The 15001-nt window shown below is 63.9% G+C and carries 12 protein-coding genes and 1 pseudogene; 9 read left to right on the top strand and 4 right to left on the bottom strand.

Translation table 11 applies throughout. The features are described from left to right. Positions 1 to 12: 12 nt before the first annotated feature. Positions 13 to 1173: a GTP cyclohydrolase II RibA gene (gene ribA / locus VFJ08_RS06485; RefSeq protein ID WP_324996375.1), complete on the top strand. Its 1161-nt coding sequence runs from the start codon at positions 13 to 15 to the stop codon at positions 1171 to 1173. Between the two features lie 303 nt (positions 1174 to 1476). Further along, a complete protein-coding gene (putP, locus tag VFJ08_RS06480) occupies positions 1477 to 2976 on the top strand; it encodes a sodium/proline symporter PutP (protein ID WP_324996373.1) in 1500 nt (499 codons plus the stop codon). A gap of 168 nt (positions 2977 to 3144) precedes the next feature. Here the strand turns inward: putP and VFJ08_RS15745 are convergent, their stop codons facing one another. Beyond that, positions 3145 to 3273 (bottom strand): hypothetical protein, encoded by a 129-nt coding sequence (locus VFJ08_RS15745; RefSeq protein WP_349256962.1) that lies wholly within the window; start codon positions 3271 to 3273, stop codon positions 3145 to 3147. A gap of 16 nt (positions 3274 to 3289) precedes the next feature. Between VFJ08_RS15745 and VFJ08_RS15740 the strand changes: the two are divergent. The 4 genes and pseudogenes from VFJ08_RS15740 to VFJ08_RS06460 form a co-directional block, all read left to right on the top strand. Then, positions 3290 to 3483: pseudogene (locus VFJ08_RS15740) on the top strand (GTP cyclohydrolase); the annotation flags it as partial. A 151-nt stretch (positions 3484 to 3634) separates the two neighbouring features. Beyond that, a complete protein-coding gene (locus tag VFJ08_RS06470) occupies positions 3635 to 5683 on the top strand; it encodes a potassium transporter Kup (RefSeq protein WP_324996369.1) in 2049 nt (682 codons plus the stop codon). Between the two features lie 66 nt (positions 5684 to 5749). Next, positions 5750 to 6064, top strand: coding sequence for an MGMT family protein (locus tag VFJ08_RS06465; RefSeq protein WP_324996367.1), 315 nt, complete (start codon positions 5750 to 5752; stop codon positions 6062 to 6064). A 146-nt stretch (positions 6065 to 6210) separates the two neighbouring features. Then, the gene (locus tag VFJ08_RS06460) at positions 6211 to 7251 is read left to right on the top strand and encodes an alpha/beta hydrolase (protein ID WP_324996365.1); all 1041 of its coding nucleotides are present in this window, start codon (positions 6211 to 6213) and stop codon (positions 7249 to 7251) included. Between the two features lie 40 nt (positions 7252 to 7291). Here the strand turns inward: VFJ08_RS06460 and VFJ08_RS06455 are convergent, their stop codons facing one another. Continuing rightward, a complete protein-coding gene (locus tag VFJ08_RS06455) occupies positions 7292 to 7750 on the bottom strand; it encodes a hypothetical protein (RefSeq protein WP_324996363.1) in 459 nt (152 codons plus the stop codon). A gap of 61 nt (positions 7751 to 7811) precedes the next feature. Beyond that, the gene (locus VFJ08_RS06450; protein WP_324996361.1) at positions 7812 to 9758 is read right to left on the bottom strand and encodes an alkaline phosphatase family protein; all 1947 of its coding nucleotides are present in this window, start codon (positions 9756 to 9758) and stop codon (positions 7812 to 7814) included. Between the two features lie 199 nt (positions 9759 to 9957). Here VFJ08_RS06450 and VFJ08_RS06445 point away from each other — a divergent pair, with 199 nt between their 5' ends. Then, positions 9958 to 11256 (top strand): Nramp family divalent metal transporter, encoded by a 1299-nt coding sequence (locus VFJ08_RS06445; protein ID WP_324996359.1) that lies wholly within the window; start codon positions 9958 to 9960, stop codon positions 11254 to 11256. On the opposite strand, the gene VFJ08_RS06440 is transcribed toward VFJ08_RS06445, so the two are convergent. Further along, a complete protein-coding gene (locus VFJ08_RS06440; RefSeq protein WP_324996357.1) occupies positions 11253 to 12494 on the bottom strand; it encodes an MFS transporter in 1242 nt (413 codons plus the stop codon). The genes VFJ08_RS06445 and VFJ08_RS06440 overlap by 4 nt on opposite strands. Before the next feature lie 138 nt (positions 12495 to 12632). On the opposite strand from VFJ08_RS06440, the gene typA reads away from it, so the two are divergent. Together typA and VFJ08_RS06430 are read left to right on the top strand one after the other, a co-directional pair. Further along, positions 12633 to 14465: a translational GTPase TypA gene (gene typA / locus VFJ08_RS06435; protein ID WP_324996355.1), complete on the top strand. Its 1833-nt coding sequence runs from the start codon at positions 12633 to 12635 to the stop codon at positions 14463 to 14465. A 74-nt stretch (positions 14466 to 14539) separates the two neighbouring features. Further along, positions 14540 to 15001: GNAT family N-acetyltransferase (locus tag VFJ08_RS06430; protein ID WP_324996353.1), on the top strand; the 462-nt coding region annotated here is incomplete at its 3' end.

Raw genomic sequence — 15001 nt, 5'->3', positions numbered from 1 at the left:
TGACAAGGTTGCATGATCGCCCAGCACCCGGAATCGATACAGGACCGCTTCATGCAACACGTCGAGCGCGCCATCCTCGATCTACGCCGCGGCCTGCCCGTAGTGGTCGATACGCCGCACCGCCGGTATTTGGTGGCGTCGCTCGAAGGTACGACCGCCGCGCTGCTCGACGAATTGCAAAAAGGCGCCCGGGGCGCGCCGCAGCTTGTGGTCACGGAGCACCGGCTGGCCCATCTGGGCCGGGAGCGGCCGCCCGCGGTCGCCGCCATCGAACTGGCCGCGTCCGATTCCCGCGACGATCTGATCCGATGGGCGGCCGAACCCGATGCGCGCTGGCCCGAGGCGCGCGCCACATACACGGTGCACGACGCCGGCCATGCCGCGATCGCGTTGATGCGGCGGGCTTTGCTGCTGCCGGCCGCGATTTTGGCCGAGCCCGACGAGAGTCTGGCGCCGGTGATTCAGCGACGGCTCGAGCGCGGTGATCTGCTGTCGGTCACGGCGGCGGATGTGTTCGCCCATCGCCGCGCCGCGCCGTCGCTGCTGCGCCGGGTGAGCGAGGCGGACGTCCCGCTCGAGGCCGCGCCGAACGCCCGATTCGTGGTCTTTCGTGAAGCCGACGGCATGCGCGAGCACGTCGCGATTGTCATCGGCGACAGCCGGCGTTGGGCCGACCCGGTGCCGGTGCGCCTGCATTCGGCCTGTCTGACCGGGGACCTGTTCGGCAGCCTGCGCTGCGATTGCGGCCCCCAACTCAAGGCGAGCGTCGCCGCCATCCACGCGCGTGGCGGCGGCGTGCTGCTCTACCTCGCCCAGGAAGGGCGCGGGATTGGCCTGACGAACAAGCTGCGCGCCTACCAGATGCAGGACGACGGTCTGGACACCGTCGACGCCGATCACGTACTGGGCTTCAGCAAGGACGAGCGCGACTACGCCGTGGCACGCGAAATGCTGGCCCAGATCGGGGTCGATCGCATCGATCTGCTGACCAACAACCCGGCCAAGATCGAGGCGATGAACCGCGAACCGATCGAAGTCGTGGGGCGTAGCGGTGTCTACGGGCGCCTGACACCGCACAACCGGCGTTATCTGACGACCAAGGCGGAGCGCGCCGGCCACTGGCTCGATGCGCTACTCGCCGAGCCGTTCGACTCCAATGGGAGTGACCTGTAAAAGGCAGCTGCGCGGGTTTGCTTCAAGCTGGAGCCGCGGATAAGTGTGGCTCGTCACAGATTAAGCGCGTCCAAGAGCCATATCTGCCGAATCGCGCGGCTTGGCAGAGGCCAATGAAAACCTCACGGCAAGCCGCGGGGCATGGCACTCAAGTGAGTGAATACTGCCCCCGCAACTCCTAACTCTCCCGATTACTTATCTATGCGGCCGCCCTGAGTACAACCATCTGCCAATAGCTCATTTAAATAGAAAACATAAAAATCCCGAATTAGGCGCATTATACAAACCACACAAGGGGGCATCATGGCCGTTGGCGTATGGGTCAGTCTGGCCGTTTATTTTCTGTTGATGCTCGGTATCGGCATCTACGCTTGGCGCAAAGCGACGTCATCGTCGGAGGGTTATCTGCTCGGTGGGCGTGGTTTAAGTCCTGCAGTCGCAGCGCTTTCGGCAGGGGCTTCCGATATGAGCGGCTGGCTGCTCCTGGGTCTTCCCGGGGCGCTTTTCGTCACTGGTTTGTCGGCCTCGTGGATCGGTATCGGCCTATGGTGTGGCGCCCTGGTCAACTGGATTATCGTGGCTCCGCGCCTGCGCGAGCAGACCGAGCGTTACGATAACGCACTGACTATTCCCGCGTTTCTTTCCAGTCGTTTTCCGAGCCGGGCGCTGGCGCTCAGGACGGTATCCGCGGTTATCATCGTGGTATTTTTCGTGGTGTATACAGCCTCCGGCCTGGTCGCGGGTGGCAAGCTGTTTGAAACCGCTTTTCAAGGTCTTTTCAACTTCGGCGGGCTCAGCGAGTACCAGACGGGCATCTGGCTGACGCTCATCATCGTGCTGATCTATACCTCGATCGGCGGCTTCCTCGCGGTCAGTCTCACCGATTTCGTACAAGGCTGCATCATGATGCTGGCCCTGATCATCATGCCGCTGGTGGTGCTCTACGGCTACGGCGGCGGCGGTATTTCCCAGAGCTCGGAGACGCTGTCCGAGATCAGCGAGCCGGCCGGCTATTTGAATATGATTCACGGCCTGAGCATTATCGGCTGGTTGTCCGCGGTCACCTGGGGGCTCGGCTATTTCGGCCAGCCGCATATCATTGTGCGTTTCATGGCGGTGCGTAGCGTAAAGGACGTGCCGGCCGCCCGAAATATCGGCATGTCCTGGATGTTCATCTCGCTCGCCGGCGCCATCGGCGTGGGCATTCTAGGCCGTGCCTATGCGATACGTAACGGCCTGGATATCACCGATCCGGAGACCATTTTCATCATCCTGGCGAAATTGTTGTTCAATCCGTTTATCACCGGCTTCTTGTATGCCGCTCTGCTGGCTGCCGTGATGAGTACGATTTCCAGCCAGCTACTGGTGTCTTCGTCATCGCTGACCGAAGATTTCTATCGATTGTTTCTGCACAAGGAGGCCAGCGAGCGCGAGTGTGTGAACGTCGGCCGAATCAGCGTTGTGGTGGTGGGCCTTATTGCGGCGTTCATTGCGCGCAATCCTGGCTCTTCGGTACTCGGACTGGTCAGCCACGCCTGGGCCGGATTCGGCGCGGCCTTCGGCCCGATGATCATCCTGTCGCTAGTCTGGTCGAGGATGTCCGGCAGCGGCGCGGTCGCGGGGCTGATCGCCGGTGCGGCCACCGTGATTATCTGGGTATCGTTAGGCTGGGATAGCAGTTTTCTCGGCGGTCCGGGTGTCTATGAAATCATTCCGGGTTTCATCATCTCCTGGTTTGCGATCTATGTCGTCAGCCTAATGACGCAGACTCAGGGCGAGTTCCGACCGCTGCAAGCGAACTGAATGCGTCCGCCGTCCCGGGTCGAGCCGCGGCCTTTTTACGAAAAATAGGCACGGAAAATAGATACGGAAAAACAGGGTTCAAGCCGAATGGCACCAAGTTAAGATTCTTCGCGGATCAGCGGGACGGCGGGTTGAGGTGGCGGCGATGCTTCGCCTATAAAGTCGGGGTTACACACCGACCAACTTCGCGAAGGCGCCGTCATGGCCGAGCCCGACGAGAGTCTGGCGCCGGTGATTCAGCGGCGACTCGAGCGCGGTGATCTGTTGTCGGTCGCGGCGGCGGATGTGTTCGCCCATCGCCGCGCCGTCACTGCTGCGCCGGGTGAGCGAGGCGAACGTCCCGCTCAAGGCCGCGCCGAGCGCCCGATTCGTGGTCTTTCGTGAAGCCGACGGCATGCGCGAGCACGCCACGGTTGTCACCGGCGACAGCCGGCGCTGGGCCGTCCGGTGCCGGTGTGCCTGCATTCGGCCTGTCTGACCGGGGACCTGTTCGACAGCCTACGCTGCTGGCCGTTTGACGTATCACGCCCGATAGATCAACCGCGGCCGACATGCGTCACCTTTCTTATTCGTGGCGCACGTTCGATAGTATCCTCCCAAGACTTTACGCCGCGCCCGCGGGGCCGCGGGCGGCCGAACTTGCCGAGGATTTTGCTGCATGACCCACGATACGTCCGATAAGGACGACAAGCACGAGGAGGACGCCGGACAACCGTCTGCCGAAGACAAGCAGAATAGGGAAAACGCATCTCAAAAAGGCGAGCAGGAGCAGATCGCTCAGGCGCAGTCGCCCGAGGAACACGCCAACAGCGAGGAAAAGGAAGAGCCCCCGGTCGGCCCCGGCCGCCTGGCGGGCCTCGCGGTCGGCGCGCTCGGCGTATGTTACGGCGATATCGGCACCAGCCCGTTGTATGCGCTGCGTGAATGCTTCAAGGGGGCGAGCCATCTCGAACCCAGCAACACCAACGTGATCGGCATTCTGTCGCTGATCTTCTGGGCGCTGATTCTGGTGGTTTCGACCAAGTACATGCTGTTCGTGACGCGCGCGAACAACAACGGCGAAGGCGGCATGCTGGCGCTGGTCGCCCTGCTTAACCCCTGGCGCCGCGACGCCGGGCGCCATTCCAAGCTCTTGCTCAAGCTGGGCGTGTTCGGCAGCGCCCTGCTCTACGGCAGCTTCATGCTCACGCCGGCCATCTCGGTCACCAGCGCCGTGGAAGGGCTGAACGTGGCGACATCGATCTTCAAGCCCTACGTGGTCCCCATCACGATCGTGATCCTGATCGCGTTGTTCGTCATTCAGAGCCGCGGCACGGAAGCCGTCGGCAAATTTTTCGGCCCGGTCATGATCACCTGGTTCGTCACGCTCGCCGCGCTTGGCGTCTACGGCATCGTGCACGAGCCGGGCGTGCTCGTCGCGATCAACCCGTGGCACGCCGTGGACTTCTTCGTTCGCAACCAGTGGACCGGCTTCATCGTGCTGGGCGCGGTGTTTCTGGTCGTGACCGGCGGCGAAGCCTTGTATGCCGACATGGGCCACTTCGGCCGGCGCCCGATCCAGGTCGCCTGGTTCGGTCTGGTGCTGCCGGCGCTGTTGCTCAACTACTATGGCCAGGGCGCGATGCTCATTCATGCGCAAGGCGCCTCGGCCAACCAGCCCTTCTATGAGCTGGCGCCGGACTGGGCGCTCTACCCGCTCGTTGTGCTTGCCACGGCGGCCGCCGTGATCGCCTCTCAAGCCGTGATTTCGGGTGCGTTCTCGCTCACGCGCCAGGCTGTGCAGCTTAATCAGATGCCGCCGATGCGCCTATTTCAGACCTCGTCCGAGGAATACGGCCAGATCTATATGCCGACGCTGAACTGGCTGCTCATGATCGCGACCATCGGGCTGGTGCTCGGCTTTCGCAACTCGACCAACCTCGCCTGGGCCTACGGCGTGGGCATTTCGTTCGCGATGGTCATCACCACCTGTCTGGCGTTCTTCATCATGCGCGAGCGTTGGAAGTGGCCGCTGTGGGTGGCCTTGCCGCTCACCCTGGGTTTTCTTGCGATCGACCTGCCGCTATTCGGCGCCAATCTACTCAAAATTCCGCACGGCGGTTGGTTCCCGGTGGCCACGGCGGTCATCGTATTCCTGCTCATGTCGACGTGGCGGCGCGGCCGTGAACTGCTGCGCGAGCGCCTGGTCGAGGACGAGCCGGTGCCGCTCGACGAGTTCATCGAAGATCTGGCTACCGACGACACTGTACGCGTCAAGGGGACGGCGATCTTTCTCACCGGTAGCGACGCCGGCACCCCGCCCATGCTGCTGCATCACCTCGAACACAATCAGGTTCTGCACGAGCGCGTGCTGCTGCTGACCGTGCGCACCGAGGACGTGCCGCGTCTGCCGGCCGACGACCGGCTCGAGATCGACGATCTGGGCGAAGGCGTCTACCGCGTGTTCGCCCGCTACGGCTTCATGCAAAACCCGAACGTGCCGGTGGCGGTTCGCCTGTGCGAGCGCTTCGGGCTGGACTTCGACACCGACAAGGCGACCTACTATATCGGGCGCGCGACCGTCATCCCGACCGACGAGGTGCCGGGCATGATGCTATGGCGCGAGAAGCTGTTCGCCTTCATGTCGCGCAACGCCATCCAGCCGACGTCCTACTATCACATACCGCCCGAGCGCGTCATCGAATTCGGGCTACAGGTGGAAATTTAGAGACGTTTCATGCTCTGAAAACGTCGGCCTCAGCCGGCCGATGTCCGATTCTGGCATGATCGCGCCATGACGCCGCCGTTGACCGATGAACGCATTTTCGAGGTCGTGCGCCGAATCCCGCCCGGACACGTGGCGACCTACGGCCAGATTGCACGGCTCGTCGGCCGGCCGCGCGGCGCGCGCCGGATCGGCTATGCCCTGCATCGGTGCCCGTCCGGACTGCCTTGGCATCGCGTGATCAACGCCCAGGGCCGTATCTCGTTACCGGCCGACAGTACATCCGGCCTGGCCCAGCGGCGGCGCCTGAGCGAGGAAGGCATCGTCTTTATCAGCGGACGCATCGATCTCGATCGCTATGGTTGGGACGACGCCGCAAACTGAACCGCCCGGCTGGCACGGCCATACGTGATGGCCGCACTCAAAGATACCGGCGTTTCCTTAACTGGCTCATCCAGGACTACGGCTTTCGAGGCTGAACGCGCGTGCTAGATTGGCCAGGCGGCTTCATAATGAAATGAAAGGGCTCCATGGCCAATCTCAGCGCTTCTTTCGAATCCGGCGCGGCGCGCGGTATGCTCGGGCTGCCGGCGGCCCTGCTGCGCATCATGGCCGGCAAGCCGATCGTTCGTGACGGACAGACGCTCGACGTACAGTGCCAGCTGCTGCTCAAGATCATGCGTACGCGCGGCGTCAAGCTGGGCGAAGGCGAGGTGGACGCCCAGCGCAAGCAGATGCTGGCCCAGTCGAGCGCGCTCGCGCCCAGAGCGAACGGCGCGATCGATACCAGCGAGTTCGTGTTGGCCGGCGCAAAAGGCTCGCTTGCCGCGCGCCGGTATCAGCCGGAGCATGCAGCCGATGGCGCGGCCATCGTGTTCTATCACGGCGGCGGCTTTGTGCTGGGCGATCTCGATTCGCACGACGGCTTGTGTCGCGCCCTGGCCGATCGCGCCGCGGCCACCGTGATCGCGATCGACTATCGTCGCGCTCCCGAACACCCCGCGCCGGCCGCCGCACTGGATGCCGTCGCCGCCTTCCGCGATATCGTCTCCCGTGCCGACAAGCTGGGCCTGGACCCACGGCGGCTCGCCGTGGCCGGTGACAGCGCGGGCGGCAATCTGGCCGCGGTGGTCGCCCAGCAGACGCGCGACGACCCGACCGCGCCCTGTGCCCAGCTATTGCTTTATCCAACCGTCGATTTCGCCGAGGACAAGCCGTCCAAGGACCGCTTCGCGACCGGATTCTTTCTCGAAAAAGCCTCGATGGACTGGTTCGAGCGTCATTATCTGCCCGACGGTTACGACAAGCGCGATCCGATGGTCTCTCCGCTACGCGGCGATCTCGCCGGCGTCGCTCCGGCGATTGTGGTCACCGCCGGTTTCGATCCTCTGCGTGACGAAGGCGAAGCCTACGCGGCCGCGCTCAAGACCGCCGGCGTGGACGCGGTCTCTCGCCGCGAGCCCGGCCTGCTCCACGGTTTTGCGAACTTTGCCGGCGGCGTGGAACGCGCCGGGCAGGCGCTGCGCGAAGCCGCCGACGAACTGCGCGCCCGGTTCGACGCCGTAGCCTAGAGGATATCCAAGCAAACGACGGCGGCGGCTTATTTCTAGCTTATTTCTGGGCGCCGCCCTTTTTCACGCCGCCGAAGGCCTTCTTGAGTTCGTCGGCCGAGAGCGCGTCGTCGCCGTCGGTGTCCAGGCGGTCGAAGTAAGGCGTCAGCGCCTCGCGATATTCGCTACGCGAGATCTTGCCATTAGCGTCCGCGTCTATGTGCTTGAACCAACTGCTGATCACCCGGTGGCGGCGCTCCTTGTCCTGGATGTCGGCATCCGCCGGCAGGCCCGGCTGGCCACTATCGAACTCCTGGGCATCGACCTGGTCGTCGGCATTGGTGTCCAGGCGCTTGAACGCCTTGTCCTGGGCGGCATTGGCCTCGGCGCGGCTGATCTTGCCGTTCTCGTCGGTGTCCGCGCTGGTCAGCCCGGCCGCTTGGGCGGTGGCGATGAGCAGCAGGCTCGCACAGCAGACGATGGCCGCGCGGCGGCCGGTCGCGATGGTTCGTTCAAACATAACGCCCTCTTCTGGTCGTTGTTGTGGTTCGCAAGTACGGTGTGCTCACGCTGGCCGGCGCTCAGGTTTCCAGATCTCCGGTTTCGCTAAAGCGTGTGTCCTGATCGTTGGCACCGAGTTGAATGATCGTGACCGGCTGGCCTCGGTCGTTAAAGCCTACATACCCCATACCGGCTTCGTTGACCAGCCGACGATGGGAACCCACGGTCTGCGGATGACGTGGCGAGACCCGTAGCCGCCGGCGTTTGGTGAACCAGTTCAACGGCGACCAGGGCGAGTAGAGCCAGCGATTGAGCCGATCGAACCAGCGCAGCAAGCGGGCCGGGAATTCGTTTTTTACGCCGGAGGACACGATCTGCCAGATCTTCTGGCGCGTGCGCACATGCCGCAGAGTCACGTCGTAGACGAACGAATAATGCACGTCGCCCGACAGAATGGTGAAGTTCTCCGGTGTCTTGCGATGGCTCAGAATCTGGAGCATGGCCACCGCGGCGCCGCGATGCGCCATCCAATTCTCGGCATCGACCATCAACGGCTTGCCGAACCAGGTGAACACGCGCTGCATGTTCTCGACCAGCTTGACGCCGAAGATCGGCGCGGGGGAGACGATCACCGCGGCCGAACGCCCGATCAGCTCGCTTTGCATCTCGGTTAGCGATTCCCAGTCCATCAGCCCCGACGGCTTGCCGGTCTTGCGCAGGCGCCGCCAGCGATGCATACGCGTGTCGAGCACCACGATCCGCGGTTCGGTATCGAGCGTGTAGTGCCAGCGGTCGAAGCCGAGCAACGCGTCGATCAGTTGGTCCTGGTGCGCGGCGCACGAATTCTCGGAAAACCATTGCAACGGTTCCGCCAGGCGCTCGGCGAACACATCCGGCGTGTTCGACCAACCCTGGCACAAGGTATACGCGATCAGCGCGTTGCCGATGATGCGGCGCGAGAACGGATGGCCGTAGGCCGAATCCTCCCACTCGGCGCTGAGATTCCAGTCGTCGGTGATGTCGTGATCGTCGAAGATCATCGACGTCGGCACATGGGCCAGCACGCGGCGCGCGGCCGGCAGTTCGGCCACGAAGGCATCGATGATCGCCTGCTCCTCGCGATAGCGCGCGGCGGCGGCGTCGGCGAGCCGGGGCGGCGTGACCGCAAGCTCGCGCCAGAGCGCATCGGACCACGTCAGCAGGTACATCGCCAGTACTTCGGCGAAGGTGATCAGATGGTTGCCGGAACACGCCGATGTAAACACCGGCTTGCGCGTACCGCCGAAAAAACGATCGCGCAGCGCCGCGTTCGGGTGCCCCTTGGGCAGCAGTTTGTCGCGCTCGTAGTATGTGTGCGGGCTCGCATACAGCGCGTCGCTGTCGGCGACGGTCGCGCCTTCCAGCGTTTCCGGCCACAGCCCGAGCCGCTCGCTCGTAGCATGGATCGCGGCCAGCAGCGGGCCGGCGACGTCATCGGCGTAGATTTGATCACCGGTCAGCAGCAACTGGCCGGGCCAGTCGTCGGGATTCGCGCGCCGTCCGGCCAGCCAGCGATCGGCCCGGGCCAGACCGTCGGCCGAATCGTGGTGCGGGCGACGACACGAACCGTGCAGGATATGTGTAAGGCGCTGTCGCAGCACAAACCGGGGCCGGGCCTCGCCCTCGTAGCACAAAGCCGGCTCGTGTTCGACGAGACTGGCCTGGCGCTCGCCGAGCCATAGGTCATAGCCGATAACGGCATCGCCGGGTAGCGGCACGACGCCCGCCGCTTCGAGATCGACATCGATCAGATGCACATACGCGCGCCGGCCGACCGCCACCACACGGTCGTGCGCGTGGAGATCGATGCGATCGTCGGGCGCTGCAGCCTGGTCGTTGTCCTGGCCGTCGTCATCACGATACAGCGCCAGCATAAGGGGTATGGGCGCGCTGGTGACGAGCCACAGCCCAATCCGGTTCGGCTCGACGCGTCGCAGGATCGGCCCGGCCAGAACCGTGGGAAGCGCGGGCGGGGATTCGGCGGTCATCCGGCGATTATACCGATTGTGCCGATCTGGCAAGACACGACGGCCCGTTGCCGTTTCACACGGCGCCGCGCGGCAGGCTTGCACCGAATTACCACGGGCAGTAGATTTAAGCTAAGGCTAATTTTATTAGAAGCGGGTCGTACAACTACGACCTGTCACATCGAGGCGGCCGCCGTCGACGGCGCCTCCGGAACTCCGCATGAGCACGACCGACCTCAACGACGATCTTCTTCCGGGCGAAGGCGCCACGGTACGTGCCGCCCAGGCGGCGCTGGACGGCCGCCGACGTGGTCTCAAGCGTTTCCTTCCTTTTATCGGCCCGGCCTTCATCGCGGCCGTGGCTTATATCGATCCCGGCAATTTCGCGACCAATATCCAAGCCGGCTCGAGCTACGGCTACACTTTGCTCTGGGTCGTGCTGATCTCCAACATCATGGCCGTGCTCATCCAATCGATGTCGGCCAAGCTCGGCATCGCGACCGGGCGCAACGTGCCGGAGATTTCGCGTGAACGCTTCGCCCGGCCGGTCACGCTGGGGCTTTGGCTACAGGCCGAGTTCATCGCCATCGCCACCGATCTGGCCGAGTTCATCGGCGGCGCGCTCGGGCTGCATCTGCTATTTGGCATTGCCCTGTTTCCCGCCGCCTTGATCACCGGCGTGTTCTCGTTCGCGCTGCTCGAGTTGCAACGCCGTGGCTTTCGCCCGCTCGAGGCCGGCATCACGGCGCTGGTGGGCGTAGTGGTCGTCTCGTTCGCCTACGAAGTCTGGATCGCCCGGCCGGACGGCACCGAGCTGCTCACCGGTCTGTTCGTGCCGACGCTTTCCGGGACCGGCAGCCTACTTCTGGCGACCGGTATTCTCGGCGCCACGGTCATGCCGCATGTGATCTATCTGCACTCCGCGCTCATGCAACGCCGCGTGGTCGGACGCAGCGAGGCCGAGCGCCGGCGTATCTTTCGCTTCGAGTTCGTGGATATTCTGATCGCGATGGGCGTGGCCGGGCTGGTCAACGGCGCCATGCTGGTGATGGCGGCCGGATTGTTTCATGGCGGCGGTGCTCCCATCTCCACGCTTGAAGGCGCCTACGACCGCCTGCACGATCACGCGGGGACCGTGGCCGCCGTCCTGTTCGGTGTTGGCCTGCTGGCCAGCGGTTTTTCCAGTTCCTCGGTCGGCACCATGAGCGGTCAGATCGTGATGCAGGGCTATCTCGATCGCAAGATACCGTTGTATCTGCGCCGGCTGATCACCATGGCGCCGGCCCTGGCGATCATCGCGCTCGGCGTGGACCCGACGACGGCGCTGGTGATGAGCCAGGTTGTGCTGTCGTTCGGCATCCCCTTTGCGTTGATTCCCCTGCTGATGTTCTGCTCGAACCGCGAGTTGATGGGCAGCCTCGTCAATCGCCGCGCGACCACGCTCATCGTCTGGACGGTGGCGGTGGCGATCATCGGGCTGAACGCCTTTCTTCTCTACCGGACGATCTTCGGGCTCTAGATAGATTCGCCACCCGCGATCGCGGCGCGCCGGTGCCACGCCGTCAGCCGCAGCGTCGTCATGAGACCGAGCGCCAGAATGGCCGCGACCATGGCGGTCACACCCGCCCAGCCATAACCGCTCCAAAACAGACCACCCAGCGAACCGAGCACGCTGGAACCGAGGTAATAGCCGAGCAGGTACAACCCCGCGGCATGCCCCTTGCCGTGTTCCGCCAACAGGCCGACCCAGCCGCTGGCAATCGAATGGCCGGCAAAGAAGCCCACCGTGACCAAGCCGATGCCGGCGATGATCGCGATCAGCGAATCTGGCCACATCAAGGCCAGCCCCGAGGCCATCAACACGATTGCGATGATCAACATCGGGGGACGGCCGCGCCGGTCCGCGATCCTGCCGGCCACCGCCGATGTCACGACACCGAGCATATAGACGATGAACACCGAGCCGATGGCGCCCTGGCCCAGCGAGAAGGGCGGCGCCGACAAACGATAGCCGACATAGTTGTAGACCGATACGAACGCGCCCATGAACAGAAAACCGCAGCAAAACACCCACGGCAGCGCGCGGTGGCGCAGATGCGAGACCACCGGCCCGGCGTGCTCGCGGATGCTCAAGCCGCGCTGGGCGATGAAATTGCGTGAACGCGGCAACAGCCAGATAAACACCGCGGCCGCGACGAAGCCGATCAGGCCGAGCACGGCGATCGCCACGCGCCAGCCGAAGGCTTCGGCCAGCAGACCGGCGATCACGCGCCCGCCCATGCCGCCGCAGGCGGTGCCGCCGATATAAAGCCCGGTAGCCGTGCCGAGGTCACCCGGCTTGATCTCTTCGGACAAATACGCGATCGCGAGCGCCGGCACGCCGCCCAGCGCCACGCCTTCCAACGCCCGGGCCGCCAGCAGCGTATTCCAGCCCGGCGCCATCGCGACGACCAGCGACAGCGCGGCCGTGCCCAGCAGCGAGGCGGTCATCGCCGTCTTGCGCTCGATCGCGCCGGACATGAGCCCGGCGAAAAACAGGGTGAAGGCGAGCACGCCGGTGGTCACCGACAGCGACAGACTGCTCACGGGCGCCGACACGTCGAATTCACGCGAGAACTCGGGCATCAGCGGCTGCACCGAGTACATTGACGAGAACGTCGCGAAACCAGCCGCGAACAAGGCCAGGTTGGCCCGAAGATAGGCGCGCGTTCCCTGCTCCAGATAACGTTCGCGCGGCGTGGAATCGGGGTCACTCATACGACCATCGTTGCATAACTGCATAATGAAGCGATCGCGAGCTTAGCGATTTCTTTCATCGTTTACGACTTTCGGCTAGCCGTATCGGCCTCATTCCCCGATAATGGCGCGTTTTCGCATAGCGCCGGCCCGTTTTTCATGATCGATAATCTTCGTAACATCGCGATCATCGCCCACGTCGACCACGGCAAGACGACGCTGGTCGATTGTCTGCTGCGCCAGTCCGGCACCTTCGACGCGCGCGAGGACGTCGCCGACCGGATCATGGACACCAACGACCTGGAAAAAGAGCGCGGCATCACGATCACGTCGAAGAACACCGCGATCGAATGGCGCGATCCGGACTCCAACGAGGTCTATCACATCAACATCGTCGACACGCCCGGCCACGCGGACTTCGGCGGCGAAGTCGAGCGCGTGCTGTCGATGGTGGACTCGGTGCTGCGGCTCGTGGATGCGGTCGACGGCCCGATGCCGCAGACGCGCTTTGTCACCGAAAAGGCGTTCAAGCTCGGCCTGAAGCCGATCGTGGTGATCAACAAGATCGATCGCGACGGCGCCCGGCCCGACTGGGTGCTCAACGAAACCTTCGACCTGTTCGACAGCCTGGGCGCGAGCGAGGACCAGCTCGATTTTCCGGTCGTCTACACCTCCGCGCTTGGCGGCTACGCCGGCATGATCGATACCGTGCGCGAAGGCGACATGCTGCCCTTGTTCCGCACCATCACCGAACGCGTACCGGCCCCGCCGGTCAACCTGGAAGGCACTTTCCAGATGCAGATCACGACGCTGGACTACAACAGCTTCGTCGGCCAGATCGGCATCGGGCGTATCGCGCGCGGCACGATCAAGCCGGCTTCGAACGTCACCATCGTAGATCGTGAAGGCAACACGCGCTCGGGCCGTGTCGCCGGGGTGTTCGGTTTCTTGGGTTTGAACCGCGTCGAGGTGGACGAGGCCCGCGCCGGCGATATCGTCGCGCTGACCGGCATGAACGATCTCGATATTTCGGACACGCTGTGCGATCCGGCCCGGCCCGAGGCGTTGCCCCGCCTGAGCGTGGACGAGCCGACCATGAGCATGACCTTCGAAGTCAACAAATCGCCCATGGCCGGCAAGGAAGGCGCTTATCTGACCTCGCGCCAGATCCGCGAACGTCTCGAGCGCGAGCTGAAATCCAACGTGGCGTTGCGGGTCGAACGAGGCGGCGACGCCGATCGCTTCAAGGTTTCGGGTCGTGGTCTGTTGCATCTGTCGGTGCTGCTGGAGACCATGCGCCGCGAGGGCTATGAACTGGCCGTGTCGCGGCCGGAGGTCGTCACCCGCGAAATCGACGGCGAGATCGCCGAACCCTACGAGCTACTGATCTGCGACATCGAAGACAATCACCAGGGCTCGGTGATCGAAAATCTCAATCATCGCCGCGGCCAGCTACGGAACATGGTCCCGGACGGTCGCGGTCGTACACGGCTCGAATTCATCATTCCCTCGCGTGGCCTGATCGGGTTCCAAACCGAGTTCATGAGCCTGACGTCGGGCACCGGCATCGTCACCCATGTGTTCGATCACTACGGCGCGCTGGGTGGCACCGAGATCGGCCAACGCCACGCCGGCGTGCTGATCGCCAACGCGCCCGGCAAGGCAGTGGCGTTCGCGATCTTCAATTTGCAGGGCCGCGGCAAGATGATGGTCGCGCCCAACGACGAGGTTTATGAAGGCATGGTCGTGGGCATCCACTCACGCGACAACGACCTCACCGTCAACGTGCAGAAGGCCAAGCAGCTCACCAACGTGCGCGCGGCCGGCTCGGACGAGAACATCCAGCTTACGCCGCCGATCCGCATGACGCTGGAGCAGGCGCTGGAATTCATCAACGACGACGAACTGGTCGAAATCACCCCCGGCTCCACCCGCGTACGCAAACGCTGGCTCAAGGAGCACGAGCGCAAAAAGGCCGCCCGCGCCGGCTGATTCAGACGTTCAAGCCGCGGTTGCTAGCCCATATTATTGGCCCGACGATCCCCGCTTCGCCCGGAGAACCCGCCATGGCGCCCCAGAAAATCAACCAGAACAGCCGTTCCCGCTTGATCGTCCGCAAGGCCGGCCTGGCCGATATTCCGGCCATCAACCGGATCGTGCAGCGCGCCTATCCGAAGATGGACGATTACGCCTTCGACGAACTGCGCGGGCAGATCAACAACTTCCCGGAAGGCCAGTTGGTCGCGGTCTATGAGAATCAGGTGGTCGGCTACTGCGCGACCCTCTGTTTGCCCGAGACGCAGGTGATGCGCCGCCATAGCTGGGCAGAGATTTCGGGCAATGGTTACGGCTCGACCCACGATATCGACGGCGACTATCTGTACGGCTACGAGGTCTGTGTCGATCCCGGCGCCCGCGGGCTGCGCATCGGGCGGCGGTTGTATCGCGAACGGGAAGCGTTGGCGGTCAAGCTGGGGCTCAAGGGTATCGTCTTCGCCGGCCGGATACCGGGGCTGCGCCGGCGCCAC

Source organism: Salinisphaera sp., from assembly GCF_035690525.1.
Lineage (GTDB): Bacteria > Pseudomonadota > Gammaproteobacteria > Nevskiales > Salinisphaeraceae > Salinisphaera.
This window is presented reverse-complemented; position numbering and strand designations above follow the sequence as displayed.

Excerpts from the sequence above, each read along its gene's own strand:
- VFJ08_RS06465 (WP_324996367.1), top strand. The coding sequence starts at position 5,750 with ATGACGCCGCCGTTGACCGATGAACGCATTTTCGAGGTCGTGCGCCGA.
- VFJ08_RS15745 (WP_349256962.1), bottom strand. The coding sequence starts at position 3,273 with ATGGGCGAACACATCCGCCGCCGCGACCGACAACAGATCACCGCGCTC.
- typA (WP_324996355.1), top strand. The coding sequence starts at position 12,633 with ATGATCGATAATCTTCGTAACATCGCGATCATCGCCCACGTCGACCAC.
- VFJ08_RS06445 (WP_324996359.1), top strand. The coding sequence starts at position 9,958 with ATGAGCACGACCGACCTCAACGACGATCTTCTTCCGGGCGAAGGCGCC.
- VFJ08_RS06440 (WP_324996357.1), bottom strand. The coding sequence starts at position 12,494 with ATGAGTGACCCCGATTCCACGCCGCGCGAACGTTATCTGGAGCAGGGA.
- putP (WP_324996373.1), top strand. The coding sequence starts at position 1,477 with ATGGCCGTTGGCGTATGGGTCAGTCTGGCCGTTTATTTTCTGTTGATG.
- ribA (WP_324996375.1), top strand. The coding sequence starts at position 13 with ATGATCGCCCAGCACCCGGAATCGATACAGGACCGCTTCATGCAACAC.
- VFJ08_RS06470 (WP_324996369.1), top strand. The coding sequence starts at position 3,635 with ATGACCCACGATACGTCCGATAAGGACGACAAGCACGAGGAGGACGCC.
- VFJ08_RS06450 (WP_324996361.1), bottom strand. The coding sequence starts at position 9,758 with ATGACCGCCGAATCCCCGCCCGCGCTTCCCACGGTTCTGGCCGGGCCG.
- VFJ08_RS06460 (WP_324996365.1), top strand. The coding sequence starts at position 6,211 with ATGGCCAATCTCAGCGCTTCTTTCGAATCCGGCGCGGCGCGCGGTATG.
- VFJ08_RS06455 (WP_324996363.1), bottom strand. The coding sequence starts at position 7,750 with ATGTTTGAACGAACCATCGCGACCGGCCGCCGCGCGGCCATCGTCTGC.